This is a genomic window from Candidatus Halobonum tyrrellensis G22 (assembly GCF_000495475.1).
In the GTDB taxonomy this organism is placed as follows: Archaea; Halobacteriota; Halobacteria; order Halobacteriales; family Haloferacaceae; genus Halobonum; species Halobonum tyrrellense.
Map to the genome: position 1 here is coordinate 1 of NZ_ASGZ01000017.1, position 26,233 is coordinate 26,233.

31 protein-coding genes are annotated in these 26,233 nt (G+C 72.4%); 16 read left to right on the forward strand and 15 right to left on the reverse strand.

Going from position 1 to position 26,233, the window contains the following annotated elements; all coding sequences use genetic code 11:
• Positions 1–250 (reverse strand): DUF790 family protein (locus K933_RS05335; protein ID WP_023393668.1); only part of this gene is annotated, 250 nt, incomplete at its 3' end.
• Between the two features lie 166 nt (positions 251–416).
• Between K933_RS05335 and K933_RS05340 the strand changes: the two genes are divergently transcribed.
• Positions 417–812, forward strand: coding sequence for a hypothetical protein (locus tag K933_RS05340; protein WP_023393669.1), 396 nt, complete (start codon positions 417–419; stop codon positions 810–812).
• Positions 813–836: 24 nt separating this feature from the next.
• Here K933_RS05340 and K933_RS05345 read toward each other — a convergent pair whose 3' ends face one another.
• The 4 genes from K933_RS05345 to K933_RS05360 all read right to left on the reverse strand — a co-directional run bounded on the left by K933_RS05345 (position 837) and on the right by K933_RS05360 (position 4,375).
• Complete coding sequence (locus K933_RS05345; protein WP_049947633.1) at positions 837–1,124, reverse strand: hypothetical protein; 288 nt, start codon at positions 1,122–1,124, stop codon at positions 837–839.
• A 149-nt stretch (positions 1,125–1,273) separates the two neighbouring features.
• The gene (locus K933_RS05350; protein ID WP_023393671.1) at positions 1,274–2,650 is read right to left on the reverse strand and encodes a DEAD/DEAH box helicase; all 1,377 of its coding nucleotides are present in this window, start codon (positions 2,648–2,650) and stop codon (positions 1,274–1,276) included.
• Positions 2,651–2,821: 171 nt separating this feature from the next.
• Complete coding sequence (locus K933_RS05355; protein WP_023393672.1) at positions 2,822–3,913, reverse strand: hypothetical protein; 1,092 nt, start codon at positions 3,911–3,913, stop codon at positions 2,822–2,824.
• Between the two features lie 96 nt (positions 3,914–4,009).
• The gene (locus K933_RS05360; protein WP_023393673.1) at positions 4,010–4,375 is read right to left on the reverse strand and encodes a hypothetical protein; all 366 of its coding nucleotides are present in this window, start codon (positions 4,373–4,375) and stop codon (positions 4,010–4,012) included.
• Positions 4,376–4,633: 258 nt separating this feature from the next.
• On the opposite strand from K933_RS05360, the gene K933_RS05365 reads away from it, so the two are divergent.
• The 3 genes from K933_RS05365 to K933_RS05375 all read left to right on the forward strand — a co-directional run bounded on the left by K933_RS05365 (position 4,634) and on the right by K933_RS05375 (position 7,238).
• Positions 4,634–4,846 carry a hypothetical protein gene (locus K933_RS05365; protein ID WP_023393674.1) on the forward strand — a complete coding sequence of 71 codons (213 nt, stop codon included), beginning with the start codon at positions 4,634–4,636 and terminating at the stop codon, positions 4,844–4,846.
• Positions 4,847–4,972: 126 nt separating this feature from the next.
• On the forward strand, positions 4,973–6,091 hold the full coding sequence (locus K933_RS05370; RefSeq protein WP_023393675.1) for a pyridoxal phosphate-dependent aminotransferase: 1,119 nt from the start codon (positions 4,973–4,975) through the stop codon (positions 6,089–6,091).
• A 7-nt stretch (positions 6,092–6,098) separates the two neighbouring features.
• Positions 6,099–7,238 (forward strand): aminotransferase class V-fold PLP-dependent enzyme, encoded by a 1,140-nt coding sequence (locus tag K933_RS05375; protein WP_235063427.1) that lies wholly within the window; start codon positions 6,099–6,101, stop codon positions 7,236–7,238.
• Positions 7,239–7,317: 79 nt separating this feature from the next.
• Here the strand turns inward: K933_RS05375 and K933_RS05380 are convergent, their stop codons facing one another.
• Together K933_RS05380 and K933_RS05385 are read right to left on the reverse strand one after the other, a co-directional pair.
• On the reverse strand, positions 7,318–7,782 hold the full coding sequence (locus K933_RS05380) for a pyridoxamine 5'-phosphate oxidase family protein (protein ID WP_023393677.1): 465 nt from the start codon (positions 7,780–7,782) through the stop codon (positions 7,318–7,320).
• Between the two features lie 73 nt (positions 7,783–7,855).
• Positions 7,856–9,037, reverse strand: coding sequence for a redox-regulated ATPase YchF (locus K933_RS05385; protein ID WP_023393678.1), 1,182 nt, complete (start codon positions 9,035–9,037; stop codon positions 7,856–7,858).
• Positions 9,038–9,127: 90 nt separating this feature from the next.
• Between K933_RS05385 and K933_RS05390 the strand changes: the two genes are divergently transcribed.
• Complete coding sequence (locus tag K933_RS05390; protein ID WP_023393679.1) at positions 9,128–9,322, forward strand: DUF5800 family protein; 195 nt, start codon at positions 9,128–9,130, stop codon at positions 9,320–9,322.
• A gap of 34 nt (positions 9,323–9,356) precedes the next feature.
• Here K933_RS05390 and K933_RS05395 read toward each other — a convergent pair whose 3' ends face one another.
• The 3 genes from K933_RS05395 to K933_RS05405 form a co-directional block, all read right to left on the reverse strand.
• A complete protein-coding gene (locus K933_RS05395) occupies positions 9,357–9,608 on the reverse strand; it encodes a hypothetical protein (protein WP_023393680.1) in 252 nt (83 codons plus the stop codon).
• Positions 9,609–9,726: 118 nt separating this feature from the next.
• On the reverse strand, positions 9,727–11,214 hold the full coding sequence (locus K933_RS05400) for a methyl-accepting chemotaxis protein (RefSeq protein ID WP_023393681.1): 1,488 nt from the start codon (positions 11,212–11,214) through the stop codon (positions 9,727–9,729).
• 109 nt (positions 11,215–11,323) lie between these two features.
• Positions 11,324–12,103: a ribonuclease H-like domain-containing protein gene (locus K933_RS05405; protein ID WP_023393682.1), complete on the reverse strand. Its 780-nt coding sequence runs from the start codon at positions 12,101–12,103 to the stop codon at positions 11,324–11,326.
• Between the two features lie 284 nt (positions 12,104–12,387).
• Between K933_RS05405 and K933_RS05410 the strand changes: the two genes are divergently transcribed.
• The 9 genes from K933_RS05410 to K933_RS05450 all read left to right on the forward strand — a co-directional run bounded on the left by K933_RS05410 (position 12,388) and on the right by K933_RS05450 (position 21,886).
• Positions 12,388–13,098 carry an SOS response-associated peptidase gene (locus tag K933_RS05410; RefSeq protein ID WP_023393683.1) on the forward strand — a complete coding sequence of 237 codons (711 nt, stop codon included), beginning with the start codon at positions 12,388–12,390 and terminating at the stop codon, positions 13,096–13,098.
• Positions 13,099–13,166: 68 nt separating this feature from the next.
• Positions 13,167–13,367, forward strand: a complete 201-nt coding sequence (locus tag K933_RS05415; RefSeq protein WP_200862294.1) for a hypothetical protein — start codon at positions 13,167–13,169, stop codon at positions 13,365–13,367.
• A gap of 75 nt (positions 13,368–13,442) precedes the next feature.
• Positions 13,443–14,006, forward strand: coding sequence for a sugar O-acetyltransferase (locus tag K933_RS05420; protein WP_023393685.1), 564 nt, complete (start codon positions 13,443–13,445; stop codon positions 14,004–14,006).
• Positions 14,007–14,154: 148 nt separating this feature from the next.
• On the forward strand, positions 14,155–15,957 hold the full coding sequence (locus tag K933_RS05425; protein WP_023393686.1) for a DUF7408 domain-containing protein: 1,803 nt from the start codon (positions 14,155–14,157) through the stop codon (positions 15,955–15,957).
• A complete protein-coding gene (locus tag K933_RS05430; protein ID WP_023393687.1) occupies positions 15,957–18,434 on the forward strand; it encodes a VWA domain-containing protein in 2,478 nt (825 codons plus the stop codon). Before K933_RS05425 ends, K933_RS05430 begins: the two co-directional genes overlap by 1 nt.
• A 26-nt stretch (positions 18,435–18,460) precedes the next feature.
• A complete protein-coding gene (locus tag K933_RS05435) occupies positions 18,461–19,096 on the forward strand; it encodes a chromosome partition protein (RefSeq protein ID WP_023393688.1) in 636 nt (211 codons plus the stop codon).
• Positions 19,096–19,995, forward strand: coding sequence for a DUF7502 family protein (locus K933_RS18280; RefSeq protein ID WP_023393689.1), 900 nt, complete (start codon positions 19,096–19,098; stop codon positions 19,993–19,995). Before K933_RS05435 ends, K933_RS18280 begins: the two co-directional genes overlap by 1 nt.
• 58 nt (positions 19,996–20,053) lie before the next feature.
• The gene (locus tag K933_RS05445) at positions 20,054–21,025 is read left to right on the forward strand and encodes an AAA family ATPase (RefSeq protein ID WP_023393690.1); all 972 of its coding nucleotides are present in this window, start codon (positions 20,054–20,056) and stop codon (positions 21,023–21,025) included.
• A 3-nt stretch (positions 21,026–21,028) separates the two neighbouring features.
• Positions 21,029–21,886, forward strand: coding sequence for a DUF58 domain-containing protein (locus tag K933_RS05450; RefSeq protein ID WP_023393691.1), 858 nt, complete (start codon positions 21,029–21,031; stop codon positions 21,884–21,886).
• Between the two features lie 10 nt (positions 21,887–21,896).
• On the opposite strand, the gene K933_RS19195 is transcribed toward K933_RS05450, so the two are convergent.
• The 5 genes from K933_RS19195 to K933_RS05470 all read right to left on the reverse strand — a co-directional run bounded on the left by K933_RS19195 (position 21,897) and on the right by K933_RS05470 (position 25,125).
• Complete coding sequence (locus K933_RS19195) at positions 21,897–22,028, reverse strand: hypothetical protein (RefSeq protein WP_268744621.1); 132 nt, start codon at positions 22,026–22,028, stop codon at positions 21,897–21,899.
• Between the two features lie 128 nt (positions 22,029–22,156).
• On the reverse strand, positions 22,157–22,534 hold the full coding sequence (locus K933_RS05455) for a methylglyoxal synthase (RefSeq protein WP_023393692.1): 378 nt from the start codon (positions 22,532–22,534) through the stop codon (positions 22,157–22,159).
• A 190-nt stretch (positions 22,535–22,724) separates the two neighbouring features.
• Complete coding sequence (locus tag K933_RS05460; protein WP_023393693.1) at positions 22,725–23,591, reverse strand: SDR family oxidoreductase; 867 nt, start codon at positions 23,589–23,591, stop codon at positions 22,725–22,727.
• 75 nt (positions 23,592–23,666) lie between these two features.
• Positions 23,667–24,731 carry a tyrosine-type recombinase/integrase gene (locus K933_RS05465; protein WP_023393694.1) on the reverse strand — a complete coding sequence of 355 codons (1,065 nt, stop codon included), beginning with the start codon at positions 24,729–24,731 and terminating at the stop codon, positions 23,667–23,669.
• Entirely contained in the window at positions 24,724–25,125 is a 402-nt protein-coding gene (locus tag K933_RS05470; RefSeq protein WP_023393695.1) for a DUF5805 domain-containing protein, read from the reverse strand. The genes K933_RS05465 and K933_RS05470 overlap by 8 nt, the downstream gene beginning before the upstream one ends.
• A gap of 246 nt (positions 25,126–25,371) precedes the next feature.
• On the opposite strand from K933_RS05470, the gene K933_RS05475 reads away from it, so the two are divergent.
• Complete coding sequence (locus tag K933_RS05475) at positions 25,372–25,638, forward strand: hypothetical protein (RefSeq protein WP_023393696.1); 267 nt, start codon at positions 25,372–25,374, stop codon at positions 25,636–25,638.
• Positions 25,639–25,945: 307 nt separating this feature from the next.
• A complete protein-coding gene (locus tag K933_RS05480) occupies positions 25,946–26,227 on the forward strand; it encodes a hypothetical protein (protein WP_023393697.1) in 282 nt (93 codons plus the stop codon).
• The last annotated feature ends 6 nt before the right edge of the window (positions 26,228–26,233 follow it).

Genomic DNA, 26,233 nt, shown 5'->3' on the forward strand with positions numbered 1-26,233 from the left:
GGGCGTCGGTGTCGAACGCCGCCTCGCGGTCGAGGAGGGCGGCGAACCCGCGGACGAGCTTGTAGTCGTCCGCCTCGCGTTCGAGTCGCTCCAGCGCGTCGTCGAGGTCGCCGCGCCGCTCGCCGACGTGGCCCTGGTAGACGCCGAGCGTCCGCGCCGCGAGCCGCCGGGCGTCGTCGTCGCCCGCGACGAACCGCGGGCGGTAGCCGCCGCCCCGCCGCGAGACGCGCAGGAGGTCCTTCCTGAGCACGCCGGGGAGTGGGGGGCCGGACGCAAAAGCGCTCCCGGTCCCAGCCCCGGTCCCGGTCGGCGTCCGCGAACGACGGCGGCGAGACCGGACGGAACCCGACCCGGGCGCGCCGGCGGTCGCGCTCCGAATGGACAAGGCTCATGCCCGGGGCGGCGGACGGGCGGGTATGCACCGTCGGGGACTGCTGGCGCGGCTCGCCCGACTCCTCGCGGCGGGCGGGCTGGCCGTCGGCGCGGGCTGTTCGGACGTGCGGACCCCCTCGGGTCCGCGCACCCCGCCGCGGTCGGTCGAGCCGCCGGCCGACGGCGACCTCGTCGTCGCCGACTTCTCGGAACGGGAGGCCGACGACGGCACGGTGGGCGTCCGGGTCGTCGTCGAGAACCGGACCGGCGAGGAGCGGTCGGGCACCGTCGTCGCCGAGGTGGAGGCGGGCGACGCCGAGACCACGGTCCGCGAGGAGGTGACCGTCGACTCCAGCGACCGGGTCGAGGTGACGCTCCCGACCGACCTCGCCTACGAGGAGTTCGCGCGGAACGGCTCCATCGCCGTCAGAATTGAGTGAGCCGCGGACCCGGCGGGGTCCGGCTCACGCCCGGCCGGCGTCGGCCGCCTCGTCGCGTGCGCTCCCCGCCCCGAACCGCCAGTCCGACCGGACGAACAGGATCAGCCCCCAGCAGGCCGTCCCGACGGCGGTACCGGCCGCGGTCGTCAACAGTCCCAACGAGAGGAACATCGCGGTCTGGACGACGAGGATGCTCGCGGTCATCGCGCTGGTCCGGAACGGCACGTTGGCGGCCGGGTCGCGGATAGTCGGCACCAGCGCGGCGTTGGCGATCAGGCTCCCACAGAGGATGACGAACTCTTGCCAAGGCATATTTACTCAACCACGAGTCCTCTTTTCGAACGTATAAGACGCGCGTCCCGTTTATCGATACGGATAGGGAACGTGCGTCCTCGTGGGCTGAGACGGCTGGTATCGGCTACCTCGTCGACCGAACGATCGTGTAAGATGTCGGGAGTGAGTCAGCGCCGCCGGTCGGCGACGCGCTCCTCGGCCGTCTCGCTGGTCACGAGTTCGTAGAGGAGCGCGCGCTTGTCGCCGTCGCTCCCCGGCCGGAGCAGCCGACCCAGTCGCTGGGTGAACTCGCGTTCGGAGCCGCTGCCGGAGATGACGACGCCGACGCTCGCGTCGGGCACGTCGACGCCCTCGTCGAGGACGTTCGCCGAGACGACGCGGCTGTACTCCCCCGACCGGAACTTCCGGAGTATCTCGCGGCGCTCCTCGGCGCCCGTCTCGTTGGTGATGGCGGGGATGAGAAAGCGCTCGGAGAGGCGGTACACCAGGTCGGTGTGGGCGGTGAACACGATGACCCGCTCGCCGCGGTGGCGTTCGAGCACACCCGCGAGTTCCTCGACTTTCGCGTCGGCGTTCATCATCACCTCCCGCGCGCGCTGTTTGGCCAACAGCGCCTCCCGCGCCCGCGGGTCGGTGCCGGAGCGTTTCACCAACTGCTGGTAGTCCGCCCCCGACTCGAACGTGATGCCCGCCTCGCGGACGTAGTCGACGAACGTGCCCTGCGCCGCCTCGTAGCGCTCGCGCTCCGCGTCGCTCAACTCCACTTCCACCCGCCGCACCTCGTACTCGGCGAGGTGGTCGCCCGCCAAGTCGTCGGCGGTCCGCTCGTACACCACCGGCCCGACCAACTCGGCGATCGTCTCGTGGGCGCCGTCGGGCCGTTCGAACGTCGCGGTCAGCCCGAGGCGGGCGGGCGCGGCGAACAGCCGCGCGGCGTCGCGGTAGCCCTCGCCGCCGAGGTGGTGGACCTCGTCGAACACCAGCAGGCCGAACTCGTCGCCGACGTCCTCCGCGCGGAGGTACGCCGAGTCGTACGTCGCCACGGTCAGACGTTCCGAGCGCTGCTCGCCGCCGCCGAACTGGCCCACGGGGACGCCGAACTCCGAGTCGAGTTCCCGCCGCCACTGCTCTAAGAGGTCGACCGTCGGCACGACCACGAGCGTCGGCACGCCGAGTTCCGCTACCGCCGCGAGCGCGAGTACGGTCTTGCCGCTCCCGGTCGGCAGTTCCACGACGCCCCGGTCGCCGGCCGCCCGCCACGCGTCGAGCGCCGCCCGCTGGTAGTCGCGGAGGTCGTACCGGAGCGTCAGGTCGAGCGTCTCGGTCGGCCGGACCCGGTCGTCCACCGCGACGCCGTGCGCGTCGAGCGCCTCGCGCACCTCGCGGTAGCGGCCCGCGGGCGCGCGCCGCGTGCCCGTCCGGGCGTCCTCGGACACCCCCGGGAGATCCAGGTCCGCGAGCGCGTCCGCTCCGCCGTCCGGGTCGCCGTCGGCACCCGGGTCGACGACGACCGCTCCGTCCGCGAACCGCAGCGTGACCGTCACGCTCCCCAGTGGTCGGCTCGCGCGCTTAGTCCCTCCGACGCGCGGCGCGGGGACGACGGAGCGGGGACGAGGAGGGACGCCGCTCGGCGACCAACTGGCGGCCCGTCGTGCGCGACGGGTGCGGAGGGGGTGGCGGGCGTTGGATCGGCGGGCATCGGTTCGGCGGGCGCGTCAGCGCTCGCCCTCGGTGGCGAGGTGGCTCCGCATCAGCCACCCCATGTCCGCGTGGAGGTGGTCGATATCGACGGCGTCGACGGCGTCGAGCCGCGTCTCGAACCGCTCGTAGCGGCGCTCCCACTCGGCGGCGAGCGTCGCCTCCAGGTCCGACTCGTCGATGGCGCGGACGACGCGGTCGGCGACCGCCGGGTGTTCGCCGTCGAGTCGTTCGAGGTCGGTCTCGCCGACGACGCCCTGCCGGAGCGCCTCCGCGAACAGCACCGCGGTGTGGTCGCCCTCGTGGGCCTCCCGGCGCCACGTGATCAGCCAGTTACCCAGCCGCCAGAGGTACTGGGCTTCGAGGAGGACCGGCCTCACCGTCCGGTAGGTGCTCGCGCTCATCGACGGGACGTACAGCAGGTCCGCGCCGACCGTACCGAGGATGCCGATGGCGGCCGTCTCGTACTGCCAGATCTCCCGCGGGTTCATCAGCCCGTACGACCCGTTGGCGACGCGGGCGAAGTCCATCGCCTGAAAACACGACCGGAGGTCGAACAGGTACGGGTCGCGGAGGCGGTCGTAGTTGGGCGCGGTCTCGAGTCGCTCTTCGAGCGCGCGCCAGACCCGCATCGCGCTCCGGGCGTACGCCGCGTCGATGTCGTCACGGTCGGGGTCGGAGTCGGGGTTCCACCCCGGGTACGCGACCGACGCGAGGTGCCAGAACGTCGCGGCGTCGCCCCGCTGTTCCGCGAGGTCGTCGAGCAGCGTGATGTACACGCCCGCGAGGAACTTCGTCTCCTGTGCGGTCGCGCGCCGGTCGTCCGGTACGGCCGACAGCGTCAGCTGTTCGCCGAAGATCCGGTAGATCCACTTCCACGTGAACATCGGGCGGTCGCTGAGCACGTCGGTGTCGTCGACGAGCGTCGCGAGCGAGTCGGGGAGTTCGACCGACTCGACCGCCCGGCGGTGGGCGGCCGCCTCCTCCGGGTCGAGCGAGTCGAGCAGCGTCGAACCGCGGTCCCCGAACGGGACCGGGCGGAACGCCGGCGTCTCGATGGAGCGGGTCGGGTCGCGGTTCGTCTGGGTCGTCTCTGTGGTGTCGGCCATGGGTCGTCTTGTGAGTCGTGTACCCGAACGGGCGGGTACGTCGCGTTCGTCTGCTGTCCCGTGAGAAACTCCGGTCCGGTCACGCGGCGGTGACCGTCACGACGACCGGACCCACTCGACCGCCTCGGTGCGGTCGTTGAACGCCTTCCGGGTGACCGACGAGTCGGTCTGGATGTTCGCGTTCGTCGCCATCGCGCCGAGGCCGACCGAGACGTACGCGAACCGGTCGAGACCCGCCTCCTCGATCAGTTCCGTCCACCCGCGCTTGATGTGCTCTTGCGTCTCCTTCCCGAGGGAGACCTCCCCCAGATCCGTGACGACCCCGCGGTACTCCGCGGTGGCGACCATGTCGAGAAACTCCTGTTCGGCACCCTGGATCTGCTCCGGGTCGCCGTCCCAGCCGTCGAGGTCGATAATCAGCACGTCGCCTTCCTCGCTGAAAGATACGATATCTCGGTCCACAACTCCATCCGCTCGATAAGTGAATAATATACTTCCGGGCTAGTTATCGTAATTAGTATTTAATGCGGAAGAACCATGATCGTTCGGCGTGTCCCCGGCGGGACGCCGCCCGGCGAACCGACCGCGCGGGCGGCCCGAACGCCACTCGTCCGTCCCCTCTACTCTTGACCGCGCGGCCGCCGTACCCGTCGGTCGCTCCCGCTCGCGGTCGGCTCCGCGGACGCAACACCCACGTGACTGGCCGTCGAACCCCCCGGCGTGAGCGACGACCCCGACCGGACGGCCGACGAACCCGACCCGACCGCGCAGGACGAGGCGGTCGAGAACTTCCTCGACGACGCCGAGACGGTGCTCTCGGAGTACTCGCAGGGGTACATGGACGCCGACGACGCGCTCTCGCGGCTCACGTCGGACATCGACGACCTCCGCGCGGAGTACGAGAACACGGGGGACGCCGACACCGAGGAGTGAGCGGCGGCCGCGCGGCCGACGCCGGCACCGACCCCGACGCGCGGGCGGTCGTCCGCCACCGCGGGACCGTCCCGGCCGGGAGTGGAAACGCCTATCGGGGTCCGTGCCGCCGGATCGCACGAGCACATGACCGACTTCTCCGAGCGGGTCGAGCGGGTCTCCATCAGCGGCATCCGCGAGGTGTTCGAGATGGCCGGCGACGACGCGATCAACCTCGGACTCGGCCAGCCCGACTTCCCGACGCCGGCGCACGCCCGGGAGGCGGCCGTCGACGCCATCCAGAGCGGCGAGGCCGACGCGTACACCTCGAACAAGGGGACGCGCCCCCTCCGGGAGGCGATCGCGGCCAAACACGACCGAGACCAGGGTGTGACGGTCGACCCCGACGACGTCATCGCCACCGCGGGCGGGAGCGAGGCGCTCCACGTCGCGCTCGAAGCGCACGTCGACGCGGGCGAGGAGGTGCTGGTCCCCGACCCGGGGTTCGTCTCGTACGACGCGCTCACGAAACTCGCGGGCGGCGAACCGGTCCCGGTCCCCCTCCGGGAGGACCTCACGCTCGACCCCGCGGCCGTCGAAGAGCGGATCACCGACGACACCGCGGCGTTCGTCGTCAACTCGCCGTCGAACCCCACGGGGGCCGTCGCCTCGCCCGACGATATCGAGGCGTTCGCGCGGATCGCACGCGAACACGACGTGCTGTGCATCTCCGACGAGGTGTACGAGACCATCGTCTTCGAGGGGGAGCACCGCTCGCCGCTCGAACACGAACGCGAGAACGTCGTGGTCGTCAACGCCTGCTCGAAGGCGTACTCGATGACCGGGTGGCGGCTCGGGTGGGTGACGGGCGCGACCGACCGCATCGAGCGCATGCTCCGCGTCCACCAGTACGCGCAGGCGTGCGCCTCGGCGCCCGCCCAGTACGCCGCCGAGGCCGCGCTGTCCGGCCCGCAGGACGTGGTCGGCGAGATGCGCGACTCGTTCGAGCGCCGGCGCGACATCGTCTTAGAGGGGTTGGCGGACGCCGGTCTCGACTGCCCCACCCCGCAGGGCGCCTTCTACGCGATGCCGGAGGTGCCCGAGGGGTTCGTCGACGCGTGTATCGACCGCGGCGTCGTGGTCGTCCCCGGCGACGCGTTCGGCGCGAACGGCGCGGGCTACGCCCGCATCTCGTACGCCACCGGCGAGGACGACCTCCGCGAGGCGCTCGATATCATGGCCGAGGCCGCCGAGGCGGTGCGGTGACGTGACCGTGACGACGCCCGCGGACCTCCGGGAGGCCATCCCGGTCACGGACGAGGTGGCGTACTTCAACACGGGCGCGACCGGTCCCGCGCCCGACCGCACGCTCGACGCCGCCGCGGCGTGGGAGCGCGAGCAGAACGTCGACCTCCTCGCGGAGACCGACCCCTACCCCGTGAGCTTCGACGAGTACGACGCCTGCCGCGAACGGGTCGCCGCCCACCTCGGGGTCGACGCCGACGACCTCGCGTTGACCGAGAGCACCGCCGACGGCGTGAGCGCGGTCGTCGCGGCGCTCGAACTCGGAGCCGGCGACGTCGCGGTCACCACCGACCTCGAACACCCCGCGGGCACGCTCCCGCTCGCCCGCCTCGAACGCCGGCACGGCGTCGAGGTCCGCGTCGTCGACACCGACCGCGGTCGGGTCGACACCGACGCGTTCGCCGCCGCCGTCGAGGGCGCGGACCTCGCGCTGTTCTCGTCGCTGTCGTGGACCTACGGCACCCGCCTCCCGGTCGCCGAGATGGTGGACATCGCCCACGACGCCGGCGCGTTCGCGCTCGTGGACGCGGTCCAGTCGCCCGGGCAGGGACCCGTCGACTTCGGGGCGTGGGGCGCCGACGCCGTGGCCGCCTCCGGCCACAAGTGGCTGCTCGGCCCGTGGGGTACCGGCATCCTCCACGTCGCCCCCGACGCCGCCGACCGCCTCCACCCCGCACAGGTCACCTACCGGAGCGTCGCGGACCCCGCCGCCGACCCGTACGAACTCGCCGCGGGCGCCCGCCGGTTCGAGCGCGGCACCGCCTCGATCGGACCGTTCGTCGGCCTCCGCGAGTCGCTCGACCTCCTGGAGGGAGTGGGAATGACGACCGTTCGCGACCGTATCGAGACGCTCGCGGCACGACTGGTCGACGCGCTCCCCGACGACCGCGTGCTCGGTCCCTCGGAGCCGGAGTCGGGACTGGTGCCGGTCGACGTCGCGGACCCCGAGGCGACCGTCGAGCGCCTCCGCGACCGCGGGCTGATGCTCCGGGACGTCCCCGACCCCGCGGCGGTCCGGGCGTCGGTCCACGCGTTCAACACCGAGACCGAGGTGGACCGGTTGGCCGAGGCGCTCGCCGCCGAACCGCGGCGCGACGACGGACCGTGAGGTCGGCGCCGTTCGCGGCGTCGGCTCCCCGACCGCCGACGCGCTCGGACGCGGCCCGAGGCGGGTCGGGTCGCCCCGCTCACCCCTCGTCGGGCCGGACCTGGAGGCCGCGCACCTCGTCGGGTTCGAGCCGCCACCCTCGAAGCTCCTCGTAGCCCGCGGCGCGTTCGAACCCCGCGGTGAACCACGCGTTGTCGTCGAGCGTCTCGATCAGCGTCTCCCACTCCTCGCCGTCCCGGTCGACCGCCCGGAGGGTGCCGGTGACCGCGACGGACTCCCAGTCGAACCGCCCGCTCACGTCGGTCACGAGCAGGCGCGCGGGCTTCCCCTCGGCGGCGAACTCGAACTTCCGGTTGCTCGACCCGGTCCGGATGAACGCGAGGTAGACGTTCTCGCCGTCGTAGCCGAACGAGAGGGGGAGGCTGTACGGCTCGTCGCCGTCGGCGAGCGAGACCACTCCCCACCCGCTCGACTCCAAGACGGCGTCGACGTCGGCGTCGTCCATCGGCGTCCCGATCCACTGGCCGTACGTGTCCGTGGGCATACGGGACAGTACACCTTCGACGGGCTTCAACGGGGCCGCTCTCTCCCACCGGGTGGGAACCGCCTCCGTCCGCTCAGTTCGCGGTGCTGACGACCTTGACCACGTCGCCCTCCTCCAGCTCCCGGTCCTCGCCGATCCGACGGTCCGCGCGGGCGTCGACCGCGTGGAGGTAGCCGTCGCCGATGTCGGAGTGGACCGCGTACGCCAGGTCGCGCGGCCCGCTCCCGTCGGGGAGGAGGAACGCGTCGGGGAGGACGTTGCCCTTGGCGTCGGTCCACCGGGTCTCGTTTTCGACCGGGAACGCGGTTATCATCCCGAGCAGGCCGTACACCGCCTCGTTCAGCGACGCCTGCACGCCCGTGCCGCCGAATTGCTCCATCACCTCGCGGACCGTCTCCAACCCCTGCTGTTGCGCCTGGCTCACGTCGCCCGTGATCCGGAAGTCGGGGTCGCCGGGGTCGTAGTCGACGACGCCCGCCTCCGCCGCCTTCCTGAGCGCGAGTTCGCCGTCCGCGGTCGCCGGCACGACGGGCTTGTCCGTCTCGCGGAGGCGCTCGACGTTCCCCTCGGGCGCGATGTCGGCCTTGTTCGCCACGAGCACGATGGGTTTCGTCCGCGCGCGTACGTCGCGCGCGAGCGCCTCGCGGGTCTCGTCGGTCCACGCCATCGGGTCGTCGGGGTACTCCAGTTCTCTGAGGCTGGCGGTCACCTCGTACTCGCTCGCGCCGAACCCCGTCAGGAGGTCCGCGAGCGCCTCGTCGATGTCGAAGTCGGGCGAGCGCGACTTGCGCTCGACCGACTCCCAGTTGCGGTCGACGATGCCCGCGAGCCACTGGTCCATCTCCTCTTCGACGAAGTCGGCCTCCTCGACGGGGTCGTACTCGCCCACCTCGACCGGTTCCCCCTCGGCGTTGGTCGCGCCCGCGGCGTCGACCACCTGGAGGATCACGTCCGCGTTCGTCAGCGCGTCGAGGAACTGGTTGCCCAGCCCCCGCCCCTCGTGGGCGCCGGGGACGAGCCCCGCCACGTCGAGGAGTTCCACCGGGACGTACCGCTTGCCCGCCCGGCAGTTCTCGTCGTCACACCGCTCGTCGCGGTCGAGACACGGGCAGTCGGTCCGGACGTGGGTGACTCCCCGGTTGGGGTCGATGGTGGTGAACGGGTAGTTGCCCACGTCCACGTCCGCCATCGTCGCCGCCTTGTAGAAGGTAGATTTGCCCGCGTTCGGCTTGCCCGCGAGCGCGACCGATATCATACGCCTCCCTTCACGAGCGTCCGGAAAGCGCCTTTCGGTCCGCCGGGTCGGAACTGCGCGCTTTTCACGCTCGGCCGACTACTGCCTCGTATGACCGCACTCGCGTTCGACGAGACCGGCGTAGACGTGGAGTACCAAGGCACCGAGTTCCGCCTGGAGAAGGACCTGATCGAGGACGCCACCGGGAAGTCGTACGTGGACGTGACCGACCACGAGGTGTTACAGATCGTCGAGGAGGACCCCTCGCTGTCGGGCGAACCCCGGCGGGTCGGCGACGTACTGTAGCCCCGACGCCCGCGCGTTCGCACCCCGACCCGACTCAGCCGAGGCCGCGGTCGTCGGGCGCCTCCTCCAGCGTCTCCGCGCGTTCGACGAGGTGGTCGACCAGTCTGACCGCCGTCTCCTCGACCGTCGTCAGGTCGTCGTCGGCGCGTCCCTTCACCCGGACCGACACCTGGTAGAGCCCCAACTCGACTTCGGGGACCGTATCGGGTCCCGGCTCCTCCGCGTCGGCCGACCGCTCGGTCCCTTCGGCGTCGTCCGCGCCCCCGGCCTCGGCGTCGTCGGTCATTACCCTACGCGTACGGCCCGCCGGCAAAAGAATGACGCCTGCACACCGCCCGTCCGCCCTGTCGGGCTGTCGGCCCCGCGGTCGTCCCCGTCGCTTCCGTCGGGGGACCGCCGGCGCCCTACCGGTGGTCGCCGTCCGCGCCGCCCACGCCGTCGGCGCCGATCCGGCCGACCGTCGATTCGAGCCGTTCGATCGCCGCGGCTATCTCGTCGACCAACTCGGCCTGCTCGCTGTTGGCCGCGACGGCCGTTTCGATCTCCCCGGCGACCTGCTGCGACCGGTCGGCGGCGCTGTCGACCATGCTCGACACCTCCTCGGTCCGGGCGGCCTGGTCGTCGGTCGCCTCCGCGATGTCCTCCATCCCCGCGGACGTCTCGCTCACCGACTCGACGATCTCCCCTTGGTTGTCGACCACCTCGCGGACGGCGTCCGCGCTCGTCCGGATCTCGTCGGTCACCGCCTCGATGCTCTCGACCGTCTCGCTCGCGTCCTCGCGGGTCTCGTGGATGACCTCCTCGATCCGGTCGGACTCGTTGCCTACTTGCGTCGCGAGCGACTTCACCTCGTTCGCGACGACGGCGAACCCCTCGCCGGCCTCGCCCGCCCGCGCCGCCTCGATGTTGGCGTTGAGCGCGAGGATGTTCGTCCGGTCGGCTATCTCGTTGATGATCTCCACCATCTCGTCGACCTGTGAGATCTGCTCGGCGAGTTCGCGCGTCTGTTCTGCGGCGTCGTCGCCGCTGTCGGCGACCCGCTCCATCCGGTCGACCGCGCGCTCGCCCGCCTCCGTGCTCTCGGTCGCCAGCTCCCGCGCCGCCTCCGACCGCCGGTTGATCTCCTCGGCCGACGCCGCGATCTCCTCGACGGTCGCCGACAGCGACGACACCTCGCTCGACACCTCCTCCATGTTCTCCGCCTGCGTCGACGCCAGGTCGCCCGCCTCGTCGATCGCGTCGCCGATCAGTCGGGACGCCTCGGCCGCTTGGGTCGTGGTGTCGGCCACCTCCTCGGACATCTGCCGCTGGGCGTCGGCGATCGCCTCGCGCTGTTCGACCAGTCCCGTCACGTCCGCCGTGGTCTCGAAGCCGGCGACGATCTCGCCTTCGGGGTTGCGGAGCGGCACGCCCGTCGAGCGGAGCCAGATGTCGCCGTTGGGTGAGGGGACACACCGGGGCTCCGACTCGCTGCGCGACTCGCCCGCCCGCATGACGGTCTGGGCGAACGTCTCCATCCCCTCGGCGCCCTGCGCCGCCAGCACCTCGCCGACGTCGCGGCCCACCATCTCCGAGCGGCTCTGGTCGTTTATCTCGGTGATCCCCTCGTTGCAGTAGGCGATCCGGTCGGCGCTGTCGATGACCCACCCGGCGTCGGGGTGGTCCTCGAGCACCTGCTCGAACAGCCCGCGCCAGAAGTCGCGCTCGTAGCGGAGCCGCTCGGTCTCGTCGGCCGCGTCCGGCGCGGGGTCGAGGCCGCCCCGGCTCGCGCTCTCGATCCGGTCCGGGCCGTCGCTCGCGCCGTCGACGGCGACGCCGCCGTCGGTTCGGCGGTCAGCCGTGTCGGCTCCCCGCTCCGCGGAGTCGCTCCCCCGCTCGGATGACTCGTCCATGTTCGTGGGAGGCCGATCTGGGTAGAAAGGTGTTGCTCCGAGGGTATCAGGACTGATTCCAACGTCGGGTCGTCGCTCGACCGTGGCGGGGCCGGACGCGGCGCGCGGGCTACGCCCCGCCCATCTCGACGTCCCCCGCCCGCCCGGCCGGGAACGTCTCGCGGTGGAGCCGTCGAGCCACCTCGTCGGCGAGCGTCCGGAGGTTGGCGGCGTCGTCGCGGTTGTACGACACCAGCGTGTCGAGCGCCGACTCGTCGCCCGCCTCGTACTCGTGCCAGAGCCGGACCGCGTCGCGCCCGGAGATGTCCGGCCCGTCGCGGGCGACGCCCACCTCCCGCTCGATGGGTTTCAGCCCGCCCGTGAGGTCGAGTCGGCGGCAGGGGTAGATCAGGTCGAGGTGGGGGGTGCTCACGTCGAGACCGAGGGCCGTCTCGAGGAACGGCACGTCGAAGCGGGCGCCGTTGAACGTCACGAGCATGTCGGCGGCGTCGAACTGCTCGGCCACCGCCTCGGCGGTGAGGTCCCGCCCGCGGACCAGCGTCTCCGTCTCCCCGTCGCGGTGGAAGGAGACGGTGGTCACCCGGTCGCGCTCCTGTGAGAGGCCCGTGGTCTCGATGTCGAAGAAGCACGCCCCCTCGCGGAAGTCCTCGTACAGCCGCCAGCGCTCGCCGCTCGGGAACGCGTCGTCGAAGTAGGCGGCGTCGCGGTCGTCGAGGCGTTCGGTCGCCTCGTCGATGAACGACTCGATGCGCCCGGCGGTGGTGGCGCCGACGCCCGGCGCGCGCTCCTGGCGGAACTCCTCCCACTCGCCGATGCCGTTCGCCCACATCCGCCGCTCGGTCCGTTCGCCGACGCCCCGTACCGGGATGAAGCTGTTCCGAATGTGCACTTGGTGTCTCCCCGGCGACCGCCCGCCCGACCGCCCGACGGGCCGGCCGCGTTCGTCCTCCCTCGGCGCGTCCCCGAGTTAAGCGTTCGGTCGCACACCCGCAGACCGGCGGGCCGGTACACCGGTGGGCCGCGCGGGCGTGCCGGGCCGAGGGGGACTGTGCGGGGTCGTGCGGGACCGCCGGGCCGAGTGGACCGCCGCCGGGTCGGGGGAGTCCCGCCGGGCCGTAGGGGAGTCATCGGGGCCGCGGTAGGGTTATGCGCGTCCCGGCCCGAGGGTGCGGTATGTGCGGCCGATACTCGCTGTTCACCCCGGAGAGCGCGCTCGAGGAGCGCTTCGGTGCCGACGCGCCGGCCGACTACGAACCGCGCTACAACTGCGCGCCCGGGCAGGACCTCCCGGTCGTCGCCGGCGACGACCCCGACCGGATGCGCCGGATGACCTGGGGACTCACCCCCTCGTGGGCCGACGAGCCGATGGACCTCGTCAACGCCCGCGTCGAGACGGTCGCCGACAAGCGGTCGTTCGCCGACGCCTACGAGTCGCGCCGGTGTCTCGTCCCCGCGGACGGCTTCTACGAGTGGAGCGAGAGCCGGCCGGACGGGACCGCGGGCGACGACAAGCGGCCCTACCGCGTCGCGTTCGACGACGACCGCCCGTTCGCCATGGCGGGGCTGTACGAGCGGTGGACGCCGCCCGCCCGCCAGTCCGGTCTCGGCGAGTTCGGCGCCGGCGGCGAGGCGGGCGACACCGAGGCCGTCGAGTCGTTCACCGTACTCACCACGGAGCCGAACGCGGTCGTCTCGCCGCTCCACCACCGGATGGCGGTGGTGCTCCGCCCGGACGCGGAGAGCGACTGGCTCTCCGGCGAGTTGGGCGCGGAGGCGCTCCGCGACCCGTACGCCGACGACGCGTTCCGCGCGTACCCCGTCTCGACGCGGGTCAACTCGCCCGCAAACGACGACCCCTCGCTGGTCGAACCCGCCGACGCCTGACTCCGGTGACCGTCGCGGGGTCGCGACCGGGGTTTTTCCGGCCGCCGCGCCGACGCCCGGGTGTGTCCATCGGCCCCTCCGTCTGGGACGCGCTCGAACCGTTGCTCGTCGACGAGTACGACCACGCCGTCGTCTACGCCGACGTGGCGAGCGAGACGGTGCTCCACGAGGGCGCGGTCAGCGTCCGCCCGAACGGCTGGGTCGAACTGCCGACCGGCCGCCTGCTCTCGCCGGAGGCGGTCCACCACATCGACGCGCGGCCCGAGTAGCGTTCACGCCGGTCCGCGGGCTCCAGTCGGTGCGACCCGGCGACTATTTGGGCCGTCACCGACGACCCGACGAGCATGTCAGACCGGTCGGAACGGGAGCGGATGCTCGCGGGCGAGTCGTACGACCCGACGGACCCCGAACTCGTCGCGGCGCGCGAACGCGCGCGACGGCTGATCCGCGAGTACAACGCGACGACGGTGGACGAACGCGACCGACGGCGCGAACTGCTCTCCGACCTGTTCGGGTCGCTCGGGGACGACCCGCTGGTCGAGCCGTCGTTCCGCTGCGACTACGGCTCGAACCTCCACGTCGGCGACGACTTCTACGCCAACTTCGACTGCGTCGTCCTCGACGCCGGCCGGGTCCAGGTGGGCGACCGCTGTCAGTTCGCGCCGGGCGTCCACGTCTACACCGCCACCCACCCGCTCGACGCCGACGAACGTGCGGCGGGACCGGAGTACGCGGAGCCGGTGACCGTCGGCGACGACGTGTGGATCGGCGGCCGCGCGGTCGTCAACCCCGGCGTGACGATCGGCGACGAGGCGGTGGTCGGGTCGGGGTCGGTCGTCACCCGCGACGTCCCCTCGGGCGTCGTGGTCGCGGGCAACCCCGCGACGGTGGTCAAAGAGGTCGACTGAGGGCGAGCGGCGGGCAAGCGGCGACTGAGCCGCGGATGAGTGGCGGGTGAGCGGCCGCGAGCGACGGTGCGCGCCGGGTGTGCGGCGTGCGGTGTTCCCCGCACGCGACGGCGCAAGGCACAAACCCCGCCGCGGTGTGGGAGGTACAATGGTCCTCGGTCTCGACGGCGTCCTCCTCTCCCCGGTCGGCCTCCTCGCGCTCCTGTCGCTCGTGCCGGTCGTCCTGCTGTACCTGGTCCGGCCGGACCCCCGCGAACTCGACCTGCCGACGATGCGGTTCTTACGCGAGGAGCGCGGCGAGGACGCCGCCAGCCCGCTGTTCGAGCGGCTGAGCCGGAACCTCCTGTTGCTCCTCCAACTCGCGGTGCTGGCGCTGCTCGCGGTGTCGCTCGCGACGCCGTACGTGCCGGTGTCGGAGGCGTCGACAGTCGAGGAGACCGTCGTCGTCGTCGACGGGAGCGCGAGCATGGCGACCCAGGAGGGGGGCACCACCCGGTTTTCGCGCGCACTCGCAGCCGCGAGCGACGCGCCCACCTCCTCGACGTCGGTCGTGTTCGTCGGCCGCGCCGGGGAGGTGACGCTCCGCGACGGCACGCCCGAACAGGCCCGCCGGACGCTCGACGGACTGGCCGTCACCGACGCCGCGGGCGACCTCCGCGACGGCATCGCGCAGGCCGCCGCCATCGCGGGCGAGAACGCCCGGGTCGTCGTGTTCAGCGACTTCGCCGACGACGGCGGCTGGGAGACCGCCGTCGAGTCCGCCCGCGCGCGCGGCCTGCTGGTCGACCTCCGGCAGTTCGCGGGCGGCGGCGCCGACAACGTCGGCATCGTCGACCGGCGGTTCGCGGGCGACGAGGTGACGCTGACCGTGAAGAACTACGGCGAGCGCGGCGTGGAGCGGACGCTCGCACTCGGTGACCAGCGCCGGACGCTGACGCTCGGCAGCGGCGACGTGACCACCGCGACGTTCGCCGTCCCCGCGGGCGGCGGCACCGCCGAGTTGACGCCGGGCGACTCGTTCCCCACGGACGACGCCGTCGCGCTTGCGGCCCCCGCCGAGGCGACCGTCGATGTGCTCCTGCTCACGAACGACCGGAGCCGCTACCTCTCGACGGCGCTGTCGGTGGTGCCCGCGGTCGACCTGACGGTCGAGTCGCCGCCCGCGAGCGTCGACGGCGCGTACGACGTGGTGGTGTACAGCGGCATCGAACAGGGGCGGCTGCTCCGCGGCAACGTCCAAGACGGTCTGGCGGCGCTCGAACGCGGCGGCGGCGTCGTCGTCCGAGCGCAGGAGTCGATGCCGAACCGCTACCCCGAACTCCTCCCCGTGGAGGTTGGCGACCCGGCCGACTCGGCGTCGGTCGGCTCGGTCGCGAGCGACGAACTCACCCGCGACATCAACTTCCCGCCGCCCGAGCGCTACCTCACCGCCCGGCCGACCGAGGGGACGCGGACGCTCGTCGGCCTGGTCGACGGGTCGCCGCTGGTCGCGACCGCCGAACGGGACGGCGGGCGCGTCCTCTACTACGGCTACCTCGAGGAGTCGTCGTTCGCGTACAACTACCAGTACCCCGTCTTCTGGAAGCGGGCGGTGTTCTACCTCGCGGACCGGGCGACGTTCGAGGAACTCAACCGGCCGACGGGCGAGACGCTCCGGTTCGACGCGCCGCGGACCGTGCGGACGCCCGCCGGCGAGGTGACCGCAGCGGCCGTCCCGATGGACGAGGCGGGCGCGTACGCCGTCGACGACCGGTGGTACGCCGCGTCGCTGTCGAGCGAGTCGGAGTCGGCCGTCGCCGCCGACCCGCTCGAATCGCGCGGCGACGGCGGCGTCGCCGCCCGCGAGGAGGAGCGGCGGGTGCCGGACCCGCTGACCGAGTGGGTGGCGCTCGCGGCGCTCGGCGTCTCGGTGGTCGAACTCGGGCTGCTCCGCCGGCGGGGTGACCTCTGATGCCGGCGCCCCCGCTTTCGTCGCCGGCCGCGGCGCTCGCGTCCGCCCTCCGCCGACTCCCGCTCCCGCAGTTCGGCGGCTTCGACGGGCTGGGAGGGCTGGGCGGTCTCGCCGGCCCCCGGTCGGTCGTCGTCGACGGCGTGACGGTCGGACTCTCGAGACCGCTCCTCCTGCTCGCGCTCCCGCTGGGCCTGCTCGCGGTCTGGGCGGTCGTCTACCGTAACGCCGACGGGACCGCCGGGCGCCGGAGCCGCCGACTGCTCGCGGTGTCGCGGGTGGTCGTCGTCTGCTGTCTCGTGGTCGCCGCCGCCGGCCCGTACACCGCCCAACGGATGGAGACGACGGGCGACCCGAGCGTGACGATGCTCGTCGACGACTCCGACAGCATGGCGGTGCTTCCGGACGCGGCCGACGGGCTGGCCGAACGGGTCGAGGCGGAGGGCGTCCCCGTCACCCGCGCGACCATCGCGCAGGGGGCGCGGTCGCCGCTCGGCGACGGCGTCGCGGCCAACCTCCGCGAGAACGGCACCGTCGTGGTGGTGAGCGACGGCCGGGTCACCGACGGGCGGAGCCTCGCGGACGCGGGCGAACTCGCGGCCTCGCTGAACGCGACGGTCGCGTCGGTCGGCCTGGAGCCGACGCGGACCGAGCGGTACGTCACCCTCTCCGGGCCCTCGAAGACGAGCGCGGGCGTCGACAACGCCTTCCTCGCGCGGGTCGACGGGGTGGCGCTGTCGGGCGACGCGCGGCTGGTGGTCGAGGTGGACGGCGAGACGGTCGTCGACCGGTCGCTCTCGGAGGGGAGCGGTCGCGTCGAGTTCTCCCACGCGTTCGCCGAGACGGGGAGCCACCGCGTCACCGCCCGCGTCGAGTCGGACGACGCGTTCGGCGACAACGACGCCTTCCACAGGACCGTCCGCGTGGTCGATCGGCCGCGCGTGCTGTACGTCTCGCGGCGCGACTACCCGTTCGGCCGCTACCTCGAGGACCTCTACGAGGTGGAACGCGCCGAGTCGGTGCCCGCGAACCTGAGCGACTCCGACTACTACGCGGTCGTCGTCCAGGACGTCGCCGCCGACGACCTGGGGGACATCGACGCGCTCCAGGAGTTCGTCATCGACGGCGGCGGACTGCTCACCGTGGGCGGTCCCAACTCGTTCGAGCACGGCAACTACGAGTCGTCGTCGGTCGCCTCGATGCTCCCGGTGACGGTGGGCGAGAGCGTCGGCGGCAGCACCAACCTCGTGCTCGCCATCGACGTGTCGGGCAGCGCCGAGACGGGCATGCGCGTCCAGAAGGCGGTGTCGCTCGACGCGCTCGACCAGTTGGGCGACGACAACGCGGTCGGCGTCGTCGGCTTTAACCACGACGCCTACGCGGTGGCGGAGCTGGCGCCGCTGTCGGAGAACCGCGGGACGGTGGCCGACCGGATCCGCCGGCTCCGGTCGGGCGGCGGCACCGACATCGCCGCGGGCCTGCTGGGTGCAGAGGAGATGCTCGGCGACGAGCGCGGGTCGATCATCCTCGTCAGCGACGGCCGCGGGCCGGTCGGGCCGGCGACCGCGGCGGCCCAGCGGCTGGGTCAGCGCGGTATCCGCGTCGTCGCCGTCGGCACCGGCAACCCCAACGAGGAGACGCTCCGCCGGATCGCGGAGGCGTCGGGCGGGAGCTACTTCCGCGCGACCGACACCGACCGGCTCCGACTGCTGTTCGGCGGCTCCTCCCGGCAGTACGAGGGCGAGGGGCTGACCGTCGTCGACGAGAACTCGTTCGTCACCGCGGGCGTCGAACTCACGTCCGACCCGCCGCTGACCAACGACGTGTCGGTGCGGACCGGCGCGGAGTTCCTCGTCGCCTCGGGCGAGGGCCGGCCCGCGGTCGCCTCGTGGCGCTACGGGCTGGGCCGGGTCGCCACCATCACCGCCTACGACGAGTCGGGGACGCTCGACGGCCTGCTGAGTCCGCCCGACTCGCTGCTGTTGACGAAGTCGACCAACTACGTCATCGGCGACCCCGAGCGGAAGGCGACGGGCGTGGCGGAGGCGGCCGACACCCGCGTCGGCGAGCCGACGACCGTCACCTACCGGGGGTCGGAGCCGCCGGCGGCCGAGAACGTCTCGCTCCGACAGGTCGGCGAGGACACCTACCGCGCGACGGTGACGCCGACGGAGGCGGGGTACGCCTCGGTGTTCGGCGCGACGTACGCCGCCAACTACCCCGCGGAGTACGCCGCGTTCGGCCGCGCGCCGGCGCTGACCGACCTGGTGCGCGCGACCGGCGGGGAGACGTTCGATACGGGGCAGGCCGCGGAGATAGCCGCCTTCGCCCGCGAGCAGTCGACGCGGGTGCGCGACGTCGAGCGGACGTGGGACTGGGCGTTCCTGCTCGCGGGACTGCTCGTCTACCTGTTTGAAGTGTGTGCGCGCAGAATCAGCGTCTACACCGGACGCGCCTCCAACGACGGCGGGCTTCCCTGACCCATGCAGACACGGAGTACCACCCAATGAGCTACCTCGGTCGGTCCATCAACCTCGCGCTCGCCGCCCTCCTGGTCCTCTCGGTCGCGGGGACCGCCGGAGCGTCGCTGTTCTACCAGCACTCGGCGGACCAGCTCGAACGCCAGAACGAGCAACTCCGCGAGCGGAACGCGGAGCTGGAGACCGACCTCGAGGGCGCCCGCGAGGAGCTCTCGGCGGCCCGCTCGCGCGCGCAGGAGCTCAACGCCACCCTCGAGGACGCCGAGGGCGACGTCGGGCAGGTGTCCGACCGGCTGGAGAACACGGAGCGACAGCTCAGCGAGACGATCAACGAACTCGCGGAGACGCAGTCGCGGCTCGACACGACCAGGGCGGAGCTGTCGGAGGCCGAGGCCGAACTGGAGACCGCCAGGGAGGACCTGGAGGCGGCCACCGACGAGGTGGACGAGTTGGAGACGCGCGTCGACACCCTGACCGACCGGGTCGACGCCTTGGAGGCGGAGCGCGACGAACTCGCCGAGACGGTCGATCAGCAGGAGCGGCGGGTCGAACAGCTCGAAACCCGCGTGGACGAACTGGAGGCGACGGTCGACGACGTTCGTTCGGACCTCCGGAGCGTCTGTAACGCCATCGAGGGCGAGCGCCCGCCGGAGTGTCCCTGATGAGCGGGGAGCCGGAGTCGCCGGCCGCGCGCGACCGGGACGAGCCGGCCGGCGGCGACACGAACACGAACACGGACGCGGACGCGGCGCCCGCCGAGGACGTCGCGGGGGCGCTCCGGGAGATACGACGCGAGGCGTACAAGGTGGCGGCCGTCTACGGCGCCGTCGACGCCGCGCTCGTGGCGCTGCTCGTCACCCTCGCGGTTCGGCTGTTCGACCCCGCGTGGGCGACCGGCGCGGTGCCGGTTCCGGGCGCGCCGACCCGGCTGCCGCTCCCGATTCTCGCGGGTGTCGCCGCCGGGGTCGTCGCGGGCTGTACCGAGGTGGCGCTGCGGGCGCGCCGGCCGGTCGTCGAGCAGTTCGAGGCCGCGAACCCCGAGGTCCGCGAGATGCTCCGGACCGCCCGCGACGCGGTCGACGACGGCCGCGACTCGCGGATGGCGCGCGCGCTCTACCGCGACGTGCTCGCCCGCCTCCGCGAGACGTCGAGCGTCGGCCTCGTCGACCTCCGGCGGCTGTCGGTGACGCTGTTCGTCGTCGTCGTGGTGAGCGTCGCGGGCATCCAGGCGGCGGTGGTCGACCTCTCGCTCGGCGGGGCCGACCCGGCGGCGCCCGGAACCGACGAGGCGCCCGACTACGAGGGGCTGCGCGACGGCGACGAACTCCTCGGCGACGCCGAGAACGTCTCGGCGGGCGACGACGAACTGGAGGCGGAACTCGGCGGCGCCGGTGAGGGCGACGCCCCGCCCGGCGGCTCCGCCTCCGCGTACGACTCCGGCGGCCTGCCGAGCGGCGACGTGGAGGGCCAGCGGGCCGGCTTCGCCGCCGCCGAACGTATCGAGGACGCCGAACTGATCCGCGACTACACCCGACAACTCGCCAACGGGACCGACCAGTGACACCGTCACTCGCCGTGCTCCCGACGGCGACGACCGACCCACACCGAACCCGAACCCGATGAGCGACGACCCACGCGACCCACACGCCGACGGCGATATCGAACGGCTCCAGGAGCGACTCGGCCGCGTCCGCGAGGAGGTGGGAAAGCGGATCGTCGGCCAGGAGGCGGTGCTCGAACAGTTGCTCGTCTGCCTGCTGTGTGACGGCAACGCGCTACTGGAGAGCAACCCGGGGCTGGGGAAGACGTCGATGATCCGCGCGCTCTCGGAGGCGATCGACCTCGACTTCTCGCGGATCCAGAACACGCCCGACCTGATGCCCTCCGACATCACGGGCACGGAGATCATCCGCGAGTCGGGCGGCAGCCGCGAGTTCGTCTTCGAGCGGGGACCCGTCTTCGCGAACGTCGTGCTCGCAGACGAGATCAACCGCGCGACGCCGAAGACGCAGGCCGCGCTACTGGAGGCGATGCAGGAGAAGCAGGTGACCGCCGCGGGCGAGACCCACGCCCTGCCGGACCCGTTTTTCGTGCTGGCGACGCAGAACCCGATCGACCAGGAGGGGACGTACCCGCTGCCGGAGGCGCAGACCGACCGCTTCCTCCTGAAGATCGTGCTCGACTACCCCAGCTACGACGACGAGCGGCGGATCGTCGACCTCTACACCGAGGGGACGGCCGTGCCGGCGGTCGAGCGGGTGGTCTCGCGCGAGCAGTTGCTGGCGATGCAGTCGCTCGTCCGGGAGGTCCCCATCGCCGACGACATCCGCGACCGGGCGATCGGGCTGGTCCGCGCGACGCGCGACTCCCCGGACATCGAGTACGGCGCGAGTCCGCGCGCGAGCATGGCGCTCGTGCTCGCGGGGAAGGCGCGGGCGTTCCTCCGCGGCCGCTCGCACGTGAGCTGGGAGGACGTCGAGGCGCTGGCACCGCCGGTGCTCCGTCACCGGATCCTCGTCGACTTCCGCGCCGAACGCGAGGGAACCACCCCCGACGACGCCATCGCGGCGCTGTCGGCCGCGGGCGAGTGAGCCGTGATCGACCCCGCGTTCCTCGACGAACTCGGCCGGTTCCGCTCGGCGATGAAGCGACAGAGCTCGTCGGTCTCGCAGGGCGACCAGCGCTCGAAGAGCGTCGGCGAGGGGCTGACGTTCAGCGACTACCGCCGGTACGTCCGCGGCGACGACACCCGGCTGATCGACTGGAAGCTGTACGCGCGGACGGGCGAGTACTTCATCAAGCAGTTCGAGACCGAGCGCAGTCTCACGGTCCACGTGCTCGTCGACGCCAGCGGGTCGATGGGGTACGGCGACGGGGAGGCGAACAAGTTCGAGTACGCCGCCAAACTCGGGTTGGGGTTCGCCTACCTCACCGCCGAGGAGAACAACGACTTCCGCGTCTCGGTGTTCACCGACCGCGTGGAGCGACTCGACGCCGGGCGGTCGAACCGGGGGGAACTCCTCGCGCTCGTCGACCGGCTGAACGACCGCGAGCCGAGCGGCGAGGGCGACTTCGCGGGCGCGCTCGACGGCTACGGCGCCGACGTCCGGAGCCGGTCGCTCGTGGTGGTGTTGAGCGACTGTCTCGCCGACCCCGACGCTATCGAGACTGGCCTCGTGGGCGTCGGGCGGAGCGGCATCGTCGTCGGTACCGTGCTCTCGCCGCGGGAACTCCGTCCCGACCCGACCGGCGACACGCTGTTCCGCGACCCCGAGACGACCGAGACGCTCCGCACCTACTTCGGCGGCGCGCGCGCGGCGTCGTACCGCGAACGACTCGACGCGCACCTCTCGGCGGTCGAGGAGCGGTGTCGCCGCCTGCGCGCCGAGCACGCGCTCGTGAACTCCGGCGACGATTTCTTCGACTCGTTCGGCGAACTCTGGGTCGGCTGACGGCGGAGGGTCACCTGCCGTCCACCGCCGACCGGACGCCGCCAACCACCGGCCGTCCGCCGAACGCGGCGAGCGCCGCTCCCGCGCCGGCGACGCCGCCGAGGAGGGCGGCGGCGCTCGCGGCCACGAGCCAGTCGCTCACGCCGGAACACGACGCGATCGGCTCCCCGCTCCGGGTCACCGCACACACCCGCGACGGGAAGGTGAACGACGGCCGGACCCCGACGAGTCACCGGCCCGGGTGCGGTCGGCAGTCGGCCCGTCGGCCGCTCACTCCTCGGCCCGAGCGAGACCGTCGAGGAGGAACTCCGCCGACGACCGGGTGGTCGCGAGCGGCGTGTCGTGGACGTCGCAGATCCGCAACAGCGCGGAGATGTCGGGCTCGTGCGCCTGCGCGGCCAGCGGGTCGCGTAAGAACACGACCCCGTCGAGTCGGTCCTCGGCCACCTCCGCGCCGATCATCAGGTCACCCCCCAGCGGACCCGACTGCTTCCGCTCGACGGTCAAGCCCGTCTCCTCGATCACTCGCTTGCCCGTGGTGCCGGTGCCGACGAGTTCGAACGTCGACAGCAGGTCCTCGTACGCCCGCGCGAGGTCGATCATCTCGGGCTTCTCCTCGTCGTGGGCGATCAGCGCGACGCGCGTCATACGACCGCTTTCGTCCGGGGGAAGTTAGTGGGTCCGGTCGGTTCGGAGATGCGGCCCCTCGCATTCGATATAGCGAAATAAGATTTACACGTTGGCGGTCGATCGAACCCCAGCCGGCATTCGTATCTTCATACCGACACGTCTCGCCGTGAACGGGGGACCCGGACGCGCCGGCGGGGGCCGTGTGGTGTCACCGCCAGTCGTCGGCCCACTGGGCCGCACGCCGGACGGGGCCGCTCGCGGCGAGTGCGACCCCGGCGCGCACCGCCCGGTCGCGCCACGCCCGCGGGAGGAGTTCCGCGGCGAGCACCCCCGGCGTCCCGAGCGGTCCGGCTTGGTACCGGGGGTCGGGCGCGTCGGCGGTCGCCGCTTCCACGATCACGCTCGCGACCGCCGCGGGGTCCGCGACCCCGGGCACGTCGTCCGCGAACACCCCGATCCGGTCGAGCACCCGGTAGACGTCGTCGTACGCCGCCGAGCGGTCCGTCGACGGGAGGTCGGCCAGCGCGCGGTCGTAGAAGTCGGTCGCGACGAGTCCGGGTTCGACCACCACCACGTCGACGCCGTGGCCGGCGACCTCCTGGCGGAGCGCGGCGCTCATCCCCGCGAGCGCGAACTTGGAGCCAGCGTACGCCCCGATGCCCGCCAGCGGGAGGCGGTCGTCGACGCTGCCGACGTTGACGACGGTTCCCGTCCCCCGTTCGCGCATGTGGGGGAGGACCGCCCGCGCCAGCCGGTGGGGACCGAACACGTTGACGTCGAACTGGTCGCGGACCGCCTCGGTCGGCACGTCCTCGAGCGGGCCGAACTGGCCGTAGCCCGCGTTGTTGACCAGACAGTCGATCCGGCCCGCCTCCTCGAGTGTTCGGTCGACGACGCGGTCGACGTCGCCGTCGTCGGTCACGTCGAGTTTCGACACGGTCGCGGCCGCCGCGTCCGGGACCTCGTCGGGGTCGCGCGCGGTTGCGTGGACCCGCCACCCGGCGTCGAGGAACGCCCGCGCGGTCGCCCGTCCGATACCGCTCGAACAGCCGGTGATCAGCGCCGTTCGCGTCACGGGGGGGGTTCGGTCCCCGCGCCCGAAGAGGTGGCGGCCCCGTCCCGGCACGCGGGCCGGCGGCCCGTCCGCCCGTCACTCCAGCAGTCGGTAGACGCTCTCCTCGTACGTCTCGCGGACGTTGTCGCCCCAGTTGTGGGTGTAGGTGTCGATGATGTCGTCGGCGACGTCGCCCCGGAGGTACTTCACGACGCCGCGCTCGCCGGTCCGGTCGCGGAGGTGGGTGGTGAAGAAGTGACGGAAGTAGTGGGGCGTGACGTTCTCGGCGGCGCCCGCGCCGGTCTCGTGCCAGCCGGCCTCGCGGGCGCGTTCGCGGACGACCCGCTGGACCTGCGCGGGGGTGAGTCGCTCGCCCCACCCCGAGGCGGTGCCGACGAACAGCGGGTCGGCGGGCGAGACGGCGTCCGGGCGGACGGCCAGCCACCGCAGCAGGACGCGTTCGAGTTCGTCGTCGACCGGGATCACCGTCGCGCGCTTGCGCTTGTTCGAGGCGGTCCGCTCCTCGCCGTTGTACCGCTCGCCCATCGACGGCTCCGGCGGGACGTACAGCGAGTCGGGCCGGCCGTCGAGTTGCGCGCGCCCGCCCAAGTCGTACGCCGCCACCGCCCGCGACAGCGCGAGGTCGCGCAGGTCGAGGTTGCAGAGTTCGCCCACCCGCATCCCCGTCTTGAGCAGCGTGACCACCAGCGCTCGCTCCAGCGGGTGGGTGATTCCGGCGACGAACGCGGCCATGCGCGCGACGGATATCTCCCGGCGGGTCGGGTCGGGGTCGATCCGTTCGTCGAGTTCCTCCATCACGAGCGTCATCGGGTTGGCGTCGAACGCGCCGACCTGGGTCATGTACGCGTAAAAGCGGTGGAGGTAGGAGGCGTACGCCGCCACCGTCGAGTCGCCGATTGCGGGGTCGCCCCGGAGCGAGTGGACGAACGCCATGCAGTCGCGGTGGGAGGCGTCGCCCGGGGCGACCTGCCCGCCGGGGGCGTCGGTTCGGAGGAACGACGCGAACCGGTCGAGCACCCGGCGGTACTCCCGGCGGGTCCGCGGACTCTTGCCGTGAAACTCCATGTCCTGGACGAAGTAGCCCACCGGGTCCTCGGGGGAGTCCGGCCCGTCGGAACCGGCCGCGTCGGCGTCACTCATCGGCCGCGACGTACCCCCCTTCGCGGCCGCTGTAGCGGACCCGGCCCGACGCCTGTAACTCGGCTACGGTGTCGTCGAGTCGGTCCTCGAAGTCGTCGGCGACGGCCCGGAGGAGCGCGTCCCACGACAGCGGCCCCTCGCGGCGGAGGATCCCGTGGACCCGGTCTTCGAGGCCGTCACCCCCGGGGGAAGTGGGGTCGGAACGGGTCTCCGCGGGGTCGGTCTCCTCGTCGCTCTCGTCGAGTCCCATCTCGTGGCGGCCCGCCTGGACCATCGTCCGGACGAACTCCGCCTGGGACATTCCCATCGCCTCCGCCTCGGCGACCCACTCGGCCTTCTGGTAGGCGGGCAGGCTGACCCTGACCGCCACGCGGTCGGTGTCCGGTTCGCTCACGCACGTCCGGTCGGAGGCCGCCCACTTCAATCCCCAATATCCCGTCTTAACTCACTAAGATTGGATTCTCACACTCCACGAACCCGGCGCAGTCGGGCGATCGTTCGAGATCCTTGCAGGAAGTCCCCACGAGGAGTGATCCCCAATTTCGACTGGAGAAACTGACACCTCCGTCGCCGGCCGCGCCGCTCGGCGCGCCGCGGCGGGGTCTCCGGGTTTGATGGGCCGCGCCCTCCAGGTCGGCCCATGGACTCCGAGGAGGACGTGCCGACCGGAACGACCGGCGTCTGGATCGGCGAGGACGACGCCGAGATGGTCGCGGCGTTCGACGCGCGGTTCAAGTCGGGCCGGGGACGGTCGGCGGCGATCAAGGAGGCGATGCGGCTCTACCTCGACGTGTACGACGCGTTCGACGCCGCGGGCGTCGACCCCGACGGGTTCCCCTCCGACCGGGAGTTCCGCGCGTGGGTCCGGCAGGCGGTCGTCGACCACGCGCGCCGGGAGTCCGAGTAGTCGGACCGGCGCCGTCGTCGGTCGCCCCGTCGCGACTGCACCCAGCGGCCGGCGGCGACCCGACCGCAGTCCCGTGGTTCCGGTCGGCGCGGCCGGCGCTCGGAACCGCTGGCAGGCTCTCACGTGTGATTTCCACGTGCGTACCTATAACTTACCATTAGTGGTGGGAATGACAACGAGTCATGCGAGAAACTGACCCTGTTCGGTCCGGCGTCGCCGCCCCGCTCCGGGGGGAACGCGGGACCGTCGCGGCTGGTTCGCCCTCCGAACCCCCGCGCGGGACGGCGGTCCGCGGGAGTGATCGGTAGTGGCGTACGAAGAGGTGATCGAGCGGTCGTCCGCCGGCGGGGGGCCGACGGCCGTCCGGATCCGGCGGCTCGAGTCGGTCGAGGAGATAGAGCCGTACCGGCTCCCGCCGGGCGCGGAGACGGCCGTCGACTGGGACCGACTCGTCGCCGACAACCTCCTCCACCCGCCGGTGACCGTCGACGACGTGGGGGAGTCGTCGGTGACGGCCTACCGCGGCCTCCTGCGGGCGATCCTGCGGGAGGCGCTCGACGAACGCACGCTGGAGACCGCGCTGGGATGAGCCGGG

Bases quoted from the DNA above. Each gene is read 5' to 3' on its own strand.
- K933_RS05340 (WP_023393669.1), top strand. From the start codon at position 417: ATGCACCGTCGGGGACTGCTGGCGCGGCTCGCCCGACTCCTCGCGGCG.
- K933_RS05345 (WP_049947633.1), bottom strand. From the start codon at position 1,124: ATGCCTTGGCAAGAGTTCGTCATCCTCTGTGGGAGCCTGATCGCCAAC.
- K933_RS05355 (WP_023393672.1), bottom strand. From the start codon at position 3,913: ATGGCCGACACCACAGAGACGACCCAGACGAACCGCGACCCGACCCGC.
- K933_RS05370 (WP_023393675.1), top strand. From the start codon at position 4,973: ATGACCGACTTCTCCGAGCGGGTCGAGCGGGTCTCCATCAGCGGCATC.
- K933_RS05380 (WP_023393677.1), bottom strand. From the start codon at position 7,782: ATGCCCACGGACACGTACGGCCAGTGGATCGGGACGCCGATGGACGAC.
- K933_RS05385 (WP_023393678.1), bottom strand. From the start codon at position 9,037: ATGATATCGGTCGCGCTCGCGGGCAAGCCGAACGCGGGCAAATCTACC.
- K933_RS05390 (WP_023393679.1), top strand. From the start codon at position 9,128: ATGACCGCACTCGCGTTCGACGAGACCGGCGTAGACGTGGAGTACCAA.
- K933_RS05395 (WP_023393680.1), bottom strand. From the start codon at position 9,608: ATGACCGACGACGCCGAGGCCGGGGGCGCGGACGACGCCGAAGGGACC.
- K933_RS05400 (WP_023393681.1), bottom strand. From the start codon at position 11,214: ATGGACGAGTCATCCGAGCGGGGGAGCGACTCCGCGGAGCGGGGAGCC.
- K933_RS05410 (WP_023393683.1), top strand. From the start codon at position 12,388: ATGTGCGGCCGATACTCGCTGTTCACCCCGGAGAGCGCGCTCGAGGAG.
- K933_RS05420 (WP_023393685.1), top strand. From the start codon at position 13,443: ATGTCAGACCGGTCGGAACGGGAGCGGATGCTCGCGGGCGAGTCGTAC.
- K933_RS05425 (WP_023393686.1), top strand. From the start codon at position 14,155: ATGGTCCTCGGTCTCGACGGCGTCCTCCTCTCCCCGGTCGGCCTCCTC.
- K933_RS05430 (WP_023393687.1), top strand. From the start codon at position 15,957: ATGCCGGCGCCCCCGCTTTCGTCGCCGGCCGCGGCGCTCGCGTCCGCC.
- K933_RS05435 (WP_023393688.1), top strand. From the start codon at position 18,461: ATGAGCTACCTCGGTCGGTCCATCAACCTCGCGCTCGCCGCCCTCCTG.
- K933_RS18280 (WP_023393689.1), top strand. From the start codon at position 19,096: ATGAGCGGGGAGCCGGAGTCGCCGGCCGCGCGCGACCGGGACGAGCCG.
- K933_RS05445 (WP_023393690.1), top strand. From the start codon at position 20,054: ATGAGCGACGACCCACGCGACCCACACGCCGACGGCGATATCGAACGG.
- K933_RS05455 (WP_023393692.1), bottom strand. From the start codon at position 22,534: ATGACGCGCGTCGCGCTGATCGCCCACGACGAGGAGAAGCCCGAGATG.
- K933_RS05465 (WP_023393694.1), bottom strand. From the start codon at position 24,731: ATGAGTGACGCCGACGCGGCCGGTTCCGACGGGCCGGACTCCCCCGAG.
- K933_RS05475 (WP_023393696.1), top strand. From the start codon at position 25,372: ATGGACTCCGAGGAGGACGTGCCGACCGGAACGACCGGCGTCTGGATC.